This window comes from Streptococcus sp. DAT741 (genome assembly GCF_009866825.1).
GTDB classification, from domain to species: Bacteria; Bacillota; Bacilli; order Lactobacillales; family Streptococcaceae; genus Streptococcus; species Streptococcus ruminantium.
This window is the reverse complement of the sequence record NZ_CP019557.1, coordinates 1,153,765-1,168,834: the sequence shown is the minus strand read 5'-3', so window position 1 is coordinate 1,168,834 and position 15,070 is coordinate 1,153,765. Positions and strand designations below refer to the sequence as shown.

General features: G+C 38.0%; 15 protein-coding genes. 11 read left to right on the top strand and 4 right to left on the bottom strand.

Going from position 1 to position 15,070, the window contains the following annotated elements; translation table 11 throughout:
* The first annotated feature begins 9 nt into the window (after window positions 1-9).
* Window positions 10-2,157 (top strand): hypothetical protein, encoded by a 2,148-nt coding sequence (locus BZG42_RS05570; RefSeq protein WP_155996223.1) that lies wholly within the window; start codon window positions 10-12, stop codon window positions 2,155-2,157.
* Window positions 2,158-2,275: 118 nt separating this feature from the next.
* Window positions 2,276-3,670: a glycosyltransferase family 2 protein gene (locus BZG42_RS05565; protein ID WP_165437152.1), complete on the top strand. Its 1,395-nt coding sequence runs from the start codon at window positions 2,276-2,278 to the stop codon at window positions 3,668-3,670.
* 130 nt (window positions 3,671-3,800) lie between these two features.
* On the opposite strand, the gene BZG42_RS05560 is transcribed toward BZG42_RS05565, so the two are convergent.
* The 3 genes from BZG42_RS05560 to BZG42_RS05550 are packed head-to-tail and all read right to left on the bottom strand — an operon-like array spanning window position 3,801 to window position 5,605.
* A complete protein-coding gene (locus BZG42_RS05560; RefSeq protein ID WP_120171778.1) occupies window positions 3,801-4,382 on the bottom strand; it encodes an ECF transporter S component in 582 nt (193 codons plus the stop codon).
* On the bottom strand, window positions 4,369-4,917 hold the full coding sequence (gene coaC / locus BZG42_RS05555) for a phosphopantothenoylcysteine decarboxylase (protein WP_155974406.1): 549 nt from the start codon (window positions 4,915-4,917) through the stop codon (window positions 4,369-4,371). The genes BZG42_RS05560 and coaC overlap by 14 nt, the downstream gene beginning before the upstream one ends.
* A 1-nt stretch (window position 4,918) precedes the next feature.
* Complete coding sequence (locus BZG42_RS05550) at window positions 4,919-5,605, bottom strand: phosphopantothenate--cysteine ligase (RefSeq protein WP_029751405.1); 687 nt, start codon at window positions 5,603-5,605, stop codon at window positions 4,919-4,921.
* Window positions 5,606-5,842: 237 nt separating this feature from the next.
* Here BZG42_RS05550 and BZG42_RS05545 point away from each other — a divergent pair, with 237 nt between their 5' ends.
* The 5 genes from BZG42_RS05545 (at window position 5,843) to BZG42_RS05525 (ending at window position 11,204) form a co-directional block, all read left to right on the top strand.
* Complete coding sequence (locus tag BZG42_RS05545) at window positions 5,843-7,513, top strand: formate--tetrahydrofolate ligase (RefSeq protein WP_155963512.1); 1,671 nt, start codon at window positions 5,843-5,845, stop codon at window positions 7,511-7,513.
* Window positions 7,514-7,614: 101 nt separating this feature from the next.
* Entirely contained in the window at window positions 7,615-8,931 is a 1,317-nt protein-coding gene (locus BZG42_RS05540; RefSeq protein ID WP_120171774.1) for an FAD-containing oxidoreductase, read from the top strand.
* A gap of 361 nt (window positions 8,932-9,292) precedes the next feature.
* Window positions 9,293-9,910 carry a DUF5052 family protein gene (locus tag BZG42_RS05535; RefSeq protein WP_024532570.1) on the top strand — a complete coding sequence of 206 codons (618 nt, stop codon included), beginning with the start codon at window positions 9,293-9,295 and terminating at the stop codon, window positions 9,908-9,910.
* On the top strand, window positions 9,911-10,408 hold the full coding sequence (locus BZG42_RS05530; protein WP_155965643.1) for a GNAT family N-acetyltransferase: 498 nt from the start codon (window positions 9,911-9,913) through the stop codon (window positions 10,406-10,408). It abuts the gene before it with no gap.
* A gap of 142 nt (window positions 10,409-10,550) precedes the next feature.
* Window positions 10,551-11,204, top strand: coding sequence for a DNA alkylation repair protein (locus BZG42_RS05525; protein WP_155965641.1), 654 nt, complete (start codon window positions 10,551-10,553; stop codon window positions 11,202-11,204).
* Window positions 11,205-11,557: 353 nt separating this feature from the next.
* Here the strand turns inward: BZG42_RS05525 and BZG42_RS05520 are convergent, their stop codons facing one another.
* On the bottom strand, window positions 11,558-12,334 hold the full coding sequence (locus BZG42_RS05520; RefSeq protein WP_155965639.1) for a glycyl-radical enzyme activating protein: 777 nt from the start codon (window positions 12,332-12,334) through the stop codon (window positions 11,558-11,560).
* 131 nt (window positions 12,335-12,465) lie between these two features.
* Here BZG42_RS05520 and BZG42_RS05515 point away from each other — a divergent pair, with 131 nt between their 5' ends.
* From BZG42_RS05515 to BZG42_RS05500, 4 genes are all read left to right on the top strand, one after another.
* Window positions 12,466-13,209, top strand: coding sequence for a DeoR/GlpR family DNA-binding transcription regulator (locus tag BZG42_RS05515; protein WP_155965637.1), 744 nt, complete (start codon window positions 12,466-12,468; stop codon window positions 13,207-13,209).
* Between the two features lie 12 nt (window positions 13,210-13,221).
* Complete coding sequence (locus tag BZG42_RS05510; RefSeq protein ID WP_024532574.1) at window positions 13,222-14,193, top strand: sugar-binding transcriptional regulator; 972 nt, start codon at window positions 13,222-13,224, stop codon at window positions 14,191-14,193.
* Window positions 14,194-14,401: 208 nt separating this feature from the next.
* Entirely contained in the window at window positions 14,402-14,725 is a 324-nt protein-coding gene (locus BZG42_RS05505; protein ID WP_024532575.1) for a PTS lactose/cellobiose transporter subunit IIA, read from the top strand.
* Between the two features lie 35 nt (window positions 14,726-14,760).
* A complete protein-coding gene (locus tag BZG42_RS05500) occupies window positions 14,761-15,066 on the top strand; it encodes a PTS sugar transporter subunit IIB (RefSeq protein ID WP_024532576.1) in 306 nt (101 codons plus the stop codon).
* The last annotated feature ends 4 nt before the right edge of the window (window positions 15,067-15,070 follow it).

Genomic DNA, 15,070 nt, shown 5'->3' with positions numbered 1-15,070 from the left:
GAGGGACTTGTGAAAAAATATCTTATTGTAGTTAGTTTACTAACAGCCCTTTTAAGTATTGGATATTATTTCTATTATTTTGATGGAAGTTTATATTTGCCTCAAATGTATTCAGATAGTCAAATTCAGTATACTTTTCAAATTCAAAATCAGAAGTTGATTCAAAAAACAAAACAAGGTAATAGTCCCTTCATCGTCAAAGGAGTAAATATGGGGAGCGGCATAGCAGGCTATCATGAGAACGACTTTGCGATAGGAAAGGAAAGATATCTTTCTTGGATGCAGAAAATTTCTGAGATGGGAGCCAATACAATCCGTGTAAAATCGATTATGGATGTTGCTTTCTATGAAGCGCTAGATGAACACAATAATCGTTCAAAGTATCCTCTGTATCTTTTGCAAGGAGTACGTATAGATGATTATCGAGACAATAGTGCTATTGATGCTTTTCATGAGTACTATCGTGGACAACTGCTACACGATGTAAAGGATGCAGTAGATATAATACATGGTAGAAGAAAAGTGTGGAATACAAATCTAGGTAGTCAGTATTATAAAAAAGATGTTTCAAAATGGGTACTTGGTTTTGCAGTTGGAGATCAGTGGAATAGTTCAACAATTGCTTATACAAATCATCAAGTCAAGAAGGAAGCATATGAGGGAAAATATATTCGTACTATCAAAGAAGTGACACCTTTTGAAGTGATGCTAGCACAAGTTATGGATGAGATGGTAGCGTATGAATCAAAGAAATATGGTTGGCAACACCTAATCACCTTTGGCAGCTCCGCGTTGACAGATCCATTTATATATCAAAAACCATTTGCAGCTCAGACTTCAAAATATGCCCAGCTAGATATTGAACATATAGTTCCAACTAGCCGTTTGAAGACAGGTTTATTTGCTTCCTATCAGTTACTGGACTACCATCCAAAGGCCTTGGATTATGTGATTGCGGATCGTTCAAATCTTTCTCAAGAAGTAATAGAAGTGGCAAAACAAAAAAATTACCCAGAGAACTATACTCATCTTCTAAAAAGTCATCATCGTGTTCCTGTATTAATCTCCTCTTATGGGTATTCAACTTCCAGAGGTATTACTGCGCTTAGTCAGGAAGGAATTGAAGGACCATTATCAGAAAAACAACAAGGTGAGTTATTAGTTCGAGACTATCAATCATTTCTAAAAGCAGGGACAGTTGGTGCTCTCGTTGAAACATGGCAAGATGATTGGGGAGCTCGTACTTGGAACACCTCCTTTACGACAAATAGACACAGTCGTTTCCAATGGGGGGATGTTCAATCCAATAATCAAGGATTTGGATTATTAGCTTTTGAAAATCAAGTCAAGAATCATGTGATTGATGGAAAGTTGACAGAGTGGAATATTCAGCCTTTAATAGAGCATGATGGAGCTAAACTAAGTGTAGATAGTGATGAAAATTATCTGTATTTTGCTATAAAAAAAGAAGGTTTAACACCACAAGATAAATGGACTCTTCCATTGGATATAACACCTAAGACAGGGAGCTTGTATTGGGAACATGGAAAGTTGAACTTCCAAAGTAAGGTGGATTTTATCCTGAGTATAGATGGTACAAATGGTAGTCAATTATTGGTGCAAAATAGATACGATGCTGTTCGAGCTAATTACCTAAAACAAATAAAGGGAATAGATCCATTTGTAGATATCCCTGAGTCAGATTCGTCACATTTTCATCCTGTCTCATTACTTTTAAAGCATAATCGCATCTTTGATGATTTAGAGAAAGCGGCACGTCAAGACAAATGGAATCCTGTTTTTGAAACTGGTAAGCTACGAGTTGGAAATAGCCAAAGAGGGGCTGAGGATTTTGATTCACGATCAGATATTTATTTTGGTAAAGATGTGGTAGAAGTACGAATTCCATGGCAGTTATTAAATTTTTCAAATCCTGCTCAAGGGAAAATCCACGATGATTACTACATGCATTATGGTGTTTCCGAAATGCGCATTGACCAGATTGGAATTGGAATTGGCCAGTTGAGACAAAATAATAATATACCGATAGCGTTTTATCGTATCAATAAATGGAATAAACCTAATGTCACTGGTGTTCTAAAGGAATCGTATACGATATTGAAAAACTATTGGAAGGAGAATAAAGATGGTTCATAATCTTTTGTATTTTTATATCATTATTTGTATCGCAATTTTTATTTTTAATATGTCCTACATTATCAAGCGCTCCTATGTTCAATGGAAGAAAAAACATTAGTTAAGGGGAGAAAAGGAAATGGTTTGGTTAAAAGGTTTTTTAACGGTTTCACAAACTTTGTTTTTGGGACACCTCACTATATATGCTAGTTTTCTTATGTTTTCGGTCATTGCTGGAGGAGTCCATCTCCACGAGCGCTATAAAAATCGTGAGAAATATGAGAAAAGTAAAAAGAGTTACCCTCCCATCTCTATATTGGTACCAGCCTATAATGAAGAGGTGACAATCATTTCTTCCATACAATCATTGCTCAAGTTGGATTATCCTGTTTATGAGATTATTGTGTTAGATGATGGTTCGAAAGATAAAACGGCTAAATTAGTACGCGAGTATTTTCAACTAGAAGAATGTCATTGTGAAATCAAGTATCGCTTATCCTGTCGTCCTTATCATAGAATATCAGAGAAGTGGTTTGGTTCCGTACATCTGACCTTAATCGAAAAGGAGAATGGAGGCAAGGGGGATGTTCTGAATCTTGGAATTAATGCAGCAAACCATGATTATTTTTTGTGTATTGATGCAGATTCTATACTCCAAAAAGATTCCTTGAAAAACTTGGTTCGTCCAATGCAGAAGTGGGACAATGTTATTTCCGTTGGAGGGGTCGTTCAAGTAGCACAAGGAGTGCGAATTGTTGATGATCAAGTCAACAATTATCAACTACCTTGGTCATTACTGCCATGTGCTCAAGCCATTGAATATGACTGTGCATTTTTAGGGACACGAATTTTATTTGATTATCTACAATCTAACTTAATTATATCAGGTGCATTCGGCTTATTTCATAAAGAGTATGTAATAGCTGTTGGTGGTTATGATACGCAAACTCTCGGGGAAGATATGGAACTGGTTATGAAATTGCACTATTTTTGTCGTAATAATAATATTTCTTATCGTATTTGCTATGAGACAAGCGCTATTTGCTGGAGTCAAGCTCCAAATTCTCTAGGAGATTTATGCCAGCAACGTCGCAGATGGTTTTTAGGTCTATATCAATGCTTGAAGAAATACTATAAAATGTTGTCAAGAGTAAAATTTGGTGTGGTGGGATATTTTGCATATATCTACTACTTGCTGTTTGAATTTTTGGCTCCATTTATAGAAACATTTGGTTGTTTTATTATCTTGCTATCTTTCTTTTCTCACCAATTAAATACTTCGTTTTTAGTATCGTTATTCTGTCTCCATATTGTTTTTTGCTCTCTTGTGACCTTCACATCATTCTTGCAACGCGCCTATTCTCAAGATTTGTTTATTACTCCCATTGATTTATGTAAGGCAGCGGTTGTTTCTATTTTTAGATATTGTTGCTTACACTGGATTTTAAATTACGTTCGTCTGACAAGCTTTATTGGCTATAAAAAAAAGAAGAAGGTATGGGGCGAAATTAAAAGAACAGAGTACACTACTTAAAGTATACAGAGACTCAAGTTTGACTTGGGTTTCTTTTTTACAGATAAAAAAACTCTTGATATTGCTTATCTATTAAACTTTTCAAGAGTTTTACTGTTTGATTTATGGATGATGGCTACACAAACATGGTTTAAGATGTGTGCTGATTTTTTAATTTTAATATTCTTGGGACGATTATAAGTGCTAAGATAGATGAAATAACCATCTCAGCAATAGCATTTGTACCTATAATTCCAGCTAGCATAAGCTGGATGTTAGCGTTGTAAACTGATGAGAAGAAAACAAAGATTCCTCCCAATACAAAAACAGTATTCGTCATAGAACCAATTGCACCAGCAATCAATAATCCTAATTTATTTTTGATAAATTGGTGTACAAAATAGGGTGTTATACCAATCAAAATACGTGGTACGATGGCAATGATAAGCGACAAAATATTTCCATTGGGAACAAAAGGAGTGAAGAGGTAGCTAGTTGGTAAGAGAATCACGGTATTTGTCACAACGCTAATCATCCCCATCAAGCCACCGAGTGTGGCTCCGATTCGAGGACCATAAAGAATGGAGGCGATTATCACAGGAATGTGTATCAAGGTAGGTTTGATTGGAAAGGGTAGAAGATTAAAAATGATAGAGCTAGATAAATGGACTACTAGCATGACAGCAAAGAAAATTGCAATAGTTGCTACAAAATTGGATTTATTGTTTTTCATAAAGGGTTTGACTCACTTTCTCCAAGATATATTCAGTTTCTGCTAAAGCTCCTGTTCCGAAATCACCACAGGCGAGTAAGGCTTTACGTGGTTTGATTTCCTCAAATCCGTAATCCGCTAATCTGCTTAGATTTTTCTGGGTAGCAGGGTTGAGGTACATATTGGTATTCATGGCTGGTGCAACTAATTTCTTCGTTCTATCGGGAAGAGCAAGAGCTGTTGCTGTTACGATATTGTCTGCCAGACCGTTTGCTAGTTTTGCAATGGTGTTGGCAGAAGCAGGAGCGACTAGGAAGAGGTCTGTTTCTTTTGCTATATCAATGTGTTTAATCAGACTGGGATTTTCTTCAATCATTACATCTGTATGGACTAGATTTTTTGACAGAGATTGGAAAGTTAAGGGGGTGATAAAGTCCATGGCAGATTGACTCATGAGGACGGTTACTTGATGTCCAAGCTTAGTCAGTTGACTAGTCAGATCGGCAGCCTTATAGGCTGAGATGGATCCGGTTACTGCGAGGGTAATATTAGCCATTCTAACCTCCTTTTTCTAAGGTTTCTAAGATGAGCTGGGCAATTTCATCTTTAGTATTTGCCTGTGTTTCTGTAGCATGATCAACGAGGTAGGCAACATGTTTGTTTTCTTCTATGTCTACCAAATCGTTAGCCAAAATATAATCGGCTTGATTTTTTTCAAGGCTATGCCGAGCAACTGCCAATAATTCTTCTTTTGAGACAGCAACCAATAGCTTGAAACCGATGAGTCGAATTGCTGGATTCCACTCCTTGACATAGGAGATGATCTTTGGAGTTTTTTTTAGAAAGAGAACTTGATAGTCCTCTTTTGAAGAAATTTTATTTTCGGTATTTTTTTTATGGAGTAAACAAGAGAGGTCGTCCGTTTTTTCTAATTCCTCCAAACTGGTCATGTAAATCGGTGTATAGTCAGATACAGCCATGCTGTGAATGAGAACCTGATGGGACTTGACCAAGGGTTCCAACGTTGTCTTCAGACTGTCTACATCTGTGATTTGAATGATAGTTAAACAATCCTGTGGGTCAGGCTTAAGAGCTTGTTTTGTTGTAACTAGAGTGACTTGATGACCGCGTTTTAGAGCCTGTTCCGCAATGATTTTTCCTAAGCTACCTGAGGCATGATTGGTAATGGCGCGGACCTGATCGATTGCTTCGCTTGTCCCGCCGGATGTAATCAATAGTTTCATGCTCATATTGTACTAGAATTTTGATTTTTCGTAAAGCTTACGGAATACTATTTTGCATTCAAAATAATTGATTTATATGCGAAAACAGAAAAATAGAGTATTTTTTCTTATATTAGGGTAATAAATTAGCAAATAATTATAAAAACCGTACGTTTTTTAAAAAAATACAAATAACGTGCGAAAATAAGTTTTGTGTGATATAATAATATCAAAATAATAAAGAAATTAGGAATTCTCATGAAATCAGATATAGAAATTGCTCAAAGTATTACCTTGAAACCCATTACGGATATTGTTGAAACAGTAGGAATTCATTTTGATGATATTGAATTATATGGGAAATATAAGGCAAAATTATCTTTTGAAAAAATCAATGCAGTTAAGAAAAACAAACTCGGCAAGTTAATTCTCGTGACGGCTATTAACCCGACTCCTGCTGGTGAAGGAAAATCTACGATTACCATTGGTTTAGCAGATGCTCTTTCAAAGATTGGCAAAAAGACCATGGTCGCCCTTCGTGAACCTTCTCTAGGGCCTGTGATGGGGATTAAAGGTGGAGCTGCTGGTGGCGGTTTTGCTCAGGTTCTGCCGATGGAAGATATCAATCTACATTTTACAGGTGATATGCATGCTATCACAACTGCAAACAATGCTCTTTCTGCTCTGATTGATAATCATATCCATCAAGGGAATGTCATTGGAATTGATCCACGCCGTATTATTTGGAAGCGCGTGGTGGATCTGAATGATCGTGCTCTGCGTAAGGTTACAGTTGGTTTGGGTGGACCGCTCAATGGCATTCCACGAGAAGATGGATTTGACATCACTGTAGCCTCTGAAATGATGGCAATTCTTTGTTTGGCAACTGATCTCAATGATTTGAAAGAGCGTTTGGCCAATATTGTGATTGGCTATCGTTTTGATCGCAGTCCTGTCTATGTGCGTGATTTGGCTGTAGAGGGTGCTCTTGCCCTCATTTTGAAAGACGCCTTAAAACCAAACCTTGTTCAAACTATTTATGGTACGCCAGCCTTTGTTCATGGTGGGCCATTTGCTAATATCGCACATGGATGTAATTCAGTTCTTGCCACCACAACAGCTCTGCGATTGGCGGACTACACTGTGACAGAAGCAGGATTTGGAGCTGATCTTGGAGCAGAGAAGTTCCTTGATATTAAGGTGCCAAATCTACCTAAGGCTCCTGATGCAGTGGTGATTGTTGCGACCTTGAGAGCTTTGAAAATGCATGGTGGTGTAGCTAAAACTGAGCTTTTGACTGAGAATGTAGAAGCTGTAAAAGCTGGTTTTGTCAACTTAAAACGCCATGTAGAAAATGTACAGAAATATGGCATTCCAGCAGTGGTTGCTATCAATGAATTTGTATCAGATACAGAAGATGAAATTATGACCTTAAAAGCACTTTGTGAAGAAATCGGTGTGCCTGTTGAACTGGCTAGTGTTTGGGCAAATGGTGCTGATGGAGGTGTCGAATTAGCTGAGACAGTTGTTGCAACTATTGACAATCAGATTGCTAGCTATCAGGGGCTCTACAAATTAGAAGATAGTCTGGAAGAAAAAGTGACCAAGATTGTTACAGAAATCTACGGTGGTTCAGGTGTTGTTTTTGAGAAGAAAGCGCGTAACCAATTGGTTGAATTTGCTAAGAATGGCTGGGACTTCTTACCGGTCTGTATGGCTAAAACGCAATACAGTTTTTCGGATGATCCATTTGCTCTTGGTGCTCCGACTGATTTCGATATTACTGTACGCGAGTTTGTTCCCAAATTGGGAGCTGGTTTTATTGTCGCTCTAACAGGTGATGTTATGACGATGCCAGGACTTCCCAAAGCCCCTGCTGCTCTCAATATGGATGTGGCGGAGGATGGAGCAGCCATTGGTCTGTTCTAGCAGTCTTTTTGCCCCTCTAGTCTTTACCGTAGCAGAATTGTGCTAAAAATATCCGTTTGTGATACACTGAGTAATAAAATAGATTACAAGAGGAATATAGTATGAAACAATATGACTTATTAGTAATTGGCTTTGGTAAAGCTGGTAAGACTCTAGCAGGTAAGTTAGCGGCGGCAGGCAAAAAGGTCGCTCTGGTTGAGGAAAATCCTGCAATGTTTGGTGGCACTTGTATCAATATTGGGTGTATTCCCACCAAGACACTTTTAGTAGCTGCGGATAAAAATTGGACTTTTGAGCAGGTTATGGATCAAAAAGAAACGGTTACCACTCGACTGCGTAATAAAAATGAAGCGGTTTTAAAAGGTAGTGGTGCAAATCTCTACCAAGGTCATGCTCGTTTTGTGGCAGATAAGATTGTGGAAGTGTCTGCAGGAAGTGAATCAATTCAGTTGACCGCAGAAACTATTGTTATCAATACGGGTGCTAAATCTCGTGTTCTTCCGATTCCTGGATTGCTTGATACGCCCCATGTTTATGATAGTACAGGCATCCAGAACTTAAAAACGTGCCCTGATAAACTAGCTATTATTGGTGGCGGAAATATTGGTTTAGAATTTGCCGGACTTTATAACAAGTTAGGCAGTCAGGTAACGGTATATGAAGCTAGTCCTACCATTTTGCCAAAGGAAGAAGAAGTAGTCGCTAAATTAGCAAAAGAATACATGGAAGAGGCCGGTGTGACTTTTGAGATGAATGCACGCATTGAGCGAGTGGAAGCAAAAGGAGAACAGGTTGCTGTGACGATTAAGGGGGAAGAAACCGTCTTTGATGCAGTCCTCTATGCGACAGGACGTGTGCCAAATACCGCTGACTTGGGTTTGGAGAATACTACCATTGCCGTGTCAGAAAATGGAGCCATCAAAGTGGATGACTACTGTGAAACGACTGTATCAGGTGTCTATGCTGTTGGAGATGTCAACGGTGGTCCACAATTCACCTATACTTCTCTAGATGATTTTCGTATTGTCTTTGGTAAGTTAACTGGCACTGGTAACTATTGTCTAAGTCAGCGTAAGTCTATTCCAACGAGCGTCTTCATCACACCGGTTCTCTCACGTGTTGGTCTGACGGAGAATGAGGCTAAAGAAGCAGGATATGACTATATTACCAATGAGCTTCCAGTAATCAATATGCCACGCGCCCATGTCAACAATGATTTAAAGGGGATCTTCAAGGTAATTGTTGATAAGGAAACTAAGCTGGTTCTGGGAGCAACCCTTTTTGGTCGCAATTCGGAGGAATTGATAAATTTAATTGCTATGGCAATTGATAACAAGATTCCGTATACATATTTTAAAACGCAAATCTTTACCCATCCAACCATGGCTGAGAATTTGAATGATGTGTTCAATTTCTAAAGAAGATTTTGTGCTAATTATCTTTTAAAGGAAAGCTGTCAACTCTTGTAAAATCCTACTGGAATTTGCCTCTTCTCAATGCTGACGCAAAGTTAGTAGAGTAAAAAATAGTAAAACCGTAATCCTTACTCGTCAAAGTTTGGAGTGCGTTTTTTTGCATTATTTTTCTAAATTAAATAAGACGATGATGCTAGCTAAAATATCATTTAATTGACGATGAATTGAAAAGCTTTGTACATAATTATAACACTATATTTTAGACCCTTGTTGTTTGGATGTGTCTCTCATTATAGGAGTTACTGGATTTGGAATTTTTTCTTGTTCCATGATACAATAAGGTATCACACTTGGGAGGTGTTATATGAAACTGAAAAAGAAGTTGGCTGTGTTAACAGTCTTTAGTCTGTGCCTGATAAGTTTATCAGCTTGTCAATCTATCTCCAACTGGTGGAAGAATACAAAGGAAGAGTGGATTGGTCTGGAGATGACAGTTCGAACTTTTGATGAAAATTCCCAATTGATTGACGAGATGGCTGGTAAGTCTCTCTCCATTTCAAGGAATGCAGAATTTGATTCTGTTGATAGGGAAGGGAACTCGAAGGCAGACTCTTCTGTTTTGAAAGTAACACTTGGAAAATATGAGATTGATCACGTAGGTTCGTCATTGATTGCAGCAGAAGAAGGTTTAGAAGACCTATATGCCAAGTATCAGACCACGGTGAACATTGCTAATTACGACCGTGCAATTCCCCTTGTTAATCGAATGGTATCTAGCCTACAAAATGATTTTACAGGAAAGGCAAAGGTTGTTTTGATTCGTTCGCAAAATGGGACACCGCTTGCGACTTACGCAGGTGATAAGGTGTCTTTATACGCTTCAGATGCACCCAAAACATCTGAATTATTGATTGATGGCAAGCGATTGATTATTTATCGTTGTGATTATACGATTTATGATCGTGCATTGTTGGAGAAATAAATGATTGAAATTCGTTCAGTACGACCATCTGATGTAGAAGAGCTGGTTGCCATTTATGCTCCTTATGTTGAAGAAACAGTTATTACCTTTGAAACGCAAGTTCCTACAGCTACCGAATTTGCAGATCGGATAGAGAAGATTTTGGAAAAATTTCCTTATCTAGTAGCGGAAGAGGAAGGTAGAATCTTAGGTTATGCTTACGCTTCAACTTACTACCCTCGTGCAGCTTATGATTGGACTGTTGAGTTGTCAATCTATATTAGTCAAAAGGCACGTGGTCAGGGAATTGGAAATTTGCTTTATAGTCACTTGGAGAAAGAGCTAATTGCGCGTGGTTTTAAGAATTTCTTGGCTTGTATATCCCTACCTAATCCTGCTTCTCTTGCTCTACATGAAAAAATGGGCTATAAACAGGTAGCTCATTTAAAGAAAGTCGGTTATAAGTTTGGGAACTGGCATGATGTTGTCTGGCTTCAAAAATCGTTGGTGGAGGACTGAAACAGTCTGGGGTTAGACTGTTTCAGCTGGTCGCCCAAAAATAGGGAAGCGCCCATACAGTCTGGGGTTAGACTGTTTCAGCTGGTCGCCCGAAAACAAAGAAGTACCCTGCACAGACAAAAACTACAAAAAGGAATGTAAAATGAATATTGCAGAATTAGAAGAGCAGTTACTGGCTGTTGCGGATTTTCATCAGGTTCAGCCGATGAGAGCGTATATGAAAAACAATTTTGATTTCCTAGGTGTCCGCACGCCAGATCGCCGCAAGGTTACAAGGGAATTGTTTAAAAAAAGCAAGAGTCAAGGGATTGATTGGGATTTTGTAGAGGCTTGTTGGGACAAGCCTTATCGTGAATTTCAATATGTGGCGATTGACTATTTGGTGATAAAAAAGAAGGATCTAGCCCTGAAGGATTTACCACGTTTAAAAAAATTGGCTCAAACTAAATCTTGGTGGGATAGTATTGATGGACTAGACAAACTGGTCGGAAAGATTGTTTTGAATCATCCAGAGGCTAAAACGGTTATTTTGGATTGGAGTGTGGATGATGATTTCTGGTTGAGACGGCTTGCGATTGACCATCAGTTACTGGAAAAGGAGAATACAGATACAGAACTTTTGGAACAGATCCTTGTCAACAATCTCAACCAAACAGAATTTTTTATCAATAAGGCAATCGGTTGGAGTCTGCGAGATTATTCCAAAACGAATCCCGATTGGGTACGGATGTTTATCAATAAGTACCGTAATCAGATGGCAAGTCTTTCGATTCGTGAGGCTTCCAAATATATTTAGATAAACCTGTGACTATGATAACGGACATGTCATCAATATGGAAAATAGGTAGTAATCAAATAAGCAGATGATATTTTAGAGATCGGTTTAGTTTACAACCATCTTGAGATATGATAAAATGATTTTATGCGATGAGCCGAATAGTGACTTTGTCATGTTCGACGCTGGGGAGGTCTTCATTTAATTGAAACGCAGGAGCGGACCTTGAATAGTTGTGTGAACCTTCTGTTCTCATCGGATACGATGCCCCGTCCCACCTTTTAGGTGGGCTTTTTTTTATTGAGAAAGATTTGACCAGCAAGGATGATGCAGTGTATCAAGGTAGTAGAATGGTAATTTTTCCATCCTAACTGCTAGAAGTAACAGTTGATATTGTGCTTTATGAAGATAGATTGGTATTCCTTCAATTCCTCAGGATGAAGAGCTTTAACATTAGACATACTATATGTGCGATGTAAGAGCTTATACTTGTTTTCACCAAATTGATGGAAAGGGAGGAGTTGAACTTTGTCTATATTGAGTTGATTGAAGAGCTGAGCAAATTCTTCGGCATCTTCTAATGAGTTATTGAACTCAGGGATAACAGGAATGCGAAGGACAATTTCTTTTCCACTAGAAAAGGCATATTGGATATTTTGGATGATAAGATTATTATTGACCCCAGTTACTTTCCGATGGGATATAGTATCATAGTGTTTCAAATCTGTGTAAATAAAGTCAACGTATTGAATGAGATCAACAAACTTATGGTGCTCAACAAAGGCAGTTGTTTCAATAGCAGTATGAAGACCGTGTGACTTTGCCTCTTTTAGAATGGCTTTAGCAAATTCGTACTGGGCAAAAATTTCTCCACCAGAAAGTGTTAAACCACCTCCAGATTCTTCATAGAAATCAATATCTTTCATGACCTCTATCATAATGTCGTCAACTGTCTTTTCCTCTCCTATGATAGTTGTTTTTTTACTAATAGCATCTAACATAGGCTCGGGTTTTCGCTTTTGAGATTCTGGGTTTGCACACCAAGGACAGTGTAAGGGACAACCCTTTAAGAAAACAGTTGTCCGAATACCGGGTCCATCATGGAGGGAAAAATGCTGGATGTTAAAAATAATACCTTTTCTTATGTTCATGACGCACTCCTTTTCGATTTAATTTGATTTTATCACACAAAAGAAAGTTTTACAATTACGAACGTAACAAAAAGACTGCTAATAGTTGAAAAAGAGCAAAAATTTGGTAGAATGAATATGAGGTGATAAAAATGGAACGTTTAGATAAAATTATACAGTTAGTATCACAGCATGAGAAAATTGATGTTAACAGTTTGGCAGAGCAGTTGGAAGTTTCTAAGGTGACCATCCGTAAGGATTTAGATAAGCTAGAATCGAAAGGATTATTGCGGAGAGAGCATGGTTATGCTGTTTTAAATAGTGGAGATGATCTCAATATTCGTATGTCTTTTCGCTATGATGTGAAAAAACGCATTGCTAAGGAAGCTTCTAACTTGGTTGCAGATAACGATACGATAATGATAGAGTCTGGTTCGACTTGTGCACTTTTAGCTGAGGAGATTTGTAAAACCAAGAGGAATGTCACCATTATTACAAATTCATATTTTATCGCGAATTTCGTACGACAATATGATAGCTGTCAGATTATTTTACTAGGTGGGGAATTTCAGAAAGATTCTCAAGTGACGGTTGGGCCACTCTTGCGTAAAATGATTCAGTTTTTCCATGTTGACAAAGCTTTTGTAGGAGCAGATGGTTTTGATAGCGAGCATGGCTTCACTGGAAAGAATTTAATGCGGAGTGAAGTTGTTCAATATATGTCAGAGGTTGCTGAAGAGATGATTGTCCTGACAGATGCTAGTAAATTTACAAAGCGTGGAACCGTACATAGATTTAGCTTGAGTCAAGTTGCGCAGGTGATTACAGATGCTTCTATCACCGAAACAGTCCTAACTGAATTACAACAAGCTCATGTAAAGGTAACAATAGTTTAGTGCGAGGGTAGGATGAAACAAGAAAAAAGAAGGCAGCTAGCCAAAATCGCCTATCTTTATTATGTAGAGGGAAAAAGTCAGGCAGAAATTGCTACTGAAACAGGGATTTATCGAACAACGGTCAGTAGAATGCTGACCAAGGCTAAGTCGGAAGGTATTGTAAAGATTGAAATTCAAGATTTTGATAGGCGGCTTTATCAACTAGAGAAGTATGTGCAGAATAGGTATGGTCTGAAAGGCCTTGAACTGGTTGAAAATAGTACAGATGAGGATCTGTTTGATCTGGAAAATCGCTTGGCTCAAGCAGCTGCGGATATGCTAACCAATCTGATTGATGATGAGAAGAAGGTTGGATTTTCATGGGGAAGAAGTCTTAGTCTTATCGTAGATAAAATCGGGCATCATCGCATGAAAGGAGTCAAGTTTGTTCCTATTGCTGGTGGGCCTAGTCATATTCACGCACGTTATCATGTCAATACCTTGATTTATAACATGGCTAGCAAATTTCGCGGAGAATGTCGTTTTATCAATGCAACTATCATTCAAGAAAATCAAGAACTTGCCAATGGTATTCTGTCTTCTAAATATTTTGAGGAATTACGGGCAGATTGGAAACAGTTGGATGTTGCAGTAGTAGGAATTGGCGGTGGGGTTGATGAAAAAAATCGCCAGTGGTTAGATATGTTGACAGCGGACGATTTCCAGCAATTATCAGTTGAAAAAGCAGTTGGTGAAACTTGTTGTCGTTGTTTTGACCAACAGGGGAAACAAGTTGTTGAAGATTTGCAAAAAAGAACCATTGCTATATCCTTAGAAGATTTGAAAGAGGTTCCAGACACGATGGCGTTGGCATACGGAGATCAAAAAGCTCAAGCTATTCTAGCGGTTTTACGTGCTGGATATATTCATCATTTGGTGACAGATGAACGAACAATAGTGAAAGTTTTGGAACTTGATCAAGCTTCCAACTTTCAGTTGGAGTAGTAGGCAAGAGTAACCTTTAAAACACCTAAATCAACTATAGATGTGATTTGGGTGTTTTTTAATTACTTAATATTGCACAAAAGTGCGTAAATATATAAAAACAGAAAATGTTCCATAAATATGTTTACTCCATTTATAGAAAATGATATGATTTGGTTACGAAAGAAAAATATTTACTTACAAATAAAACAAGTTGGAGGAAAAAACAATGGAAATGATTGTTGCTGATCAATTGATCATGGGATTGATTATTTATGCTGGAGATGCAAAGAGTCATGCCTATCAAGCTCTTTCACTTGTCAAAGCTGGTGAGGAGGAAGGGGCTGAAGAAGAATTGAGACTTGCAGATGCAGCACTATTGGAAGCTCACAATATGCAAACCAAGTTCCTTGCACAAGAAGCAGGAGGTTCAAAATCAGATATTACTGCCTTATTTGTCCACTCTCAAGACCATTTGATGACATCCATTACGGAAATCAATTTAATTAAAGAAATTATTGATTTGAGAAAAGAACTACAAAAAGTTAATTAAAACAAAATATATTTTATATTTAGGAGGAAACCGAAATGGTTAAAATTGCTCTTTTTTGTGCTGCTGGCTTTTCTACAGGTATGTTGGTCAACAATATGAAAATTGCTGCAGCGGATGCTGGTGTGGAGGTTGAAATTACTGCACACTCTCAAGGGAAAATTGCAGATTACCTTGATAAAATTGACATTGCTTTGTTGGGCCCGCAGGTGGCTTATACACTTGATAAATCAAAAGCTCTCTGCGATGAGAAACAGATTCCGATTGCCGTAATTCCAATGGCAGACTACGGTATGTTGGATGGCAAAAAAGTTCTGCAATTAGCGCTCAGCATGGTTTCATAAAGGA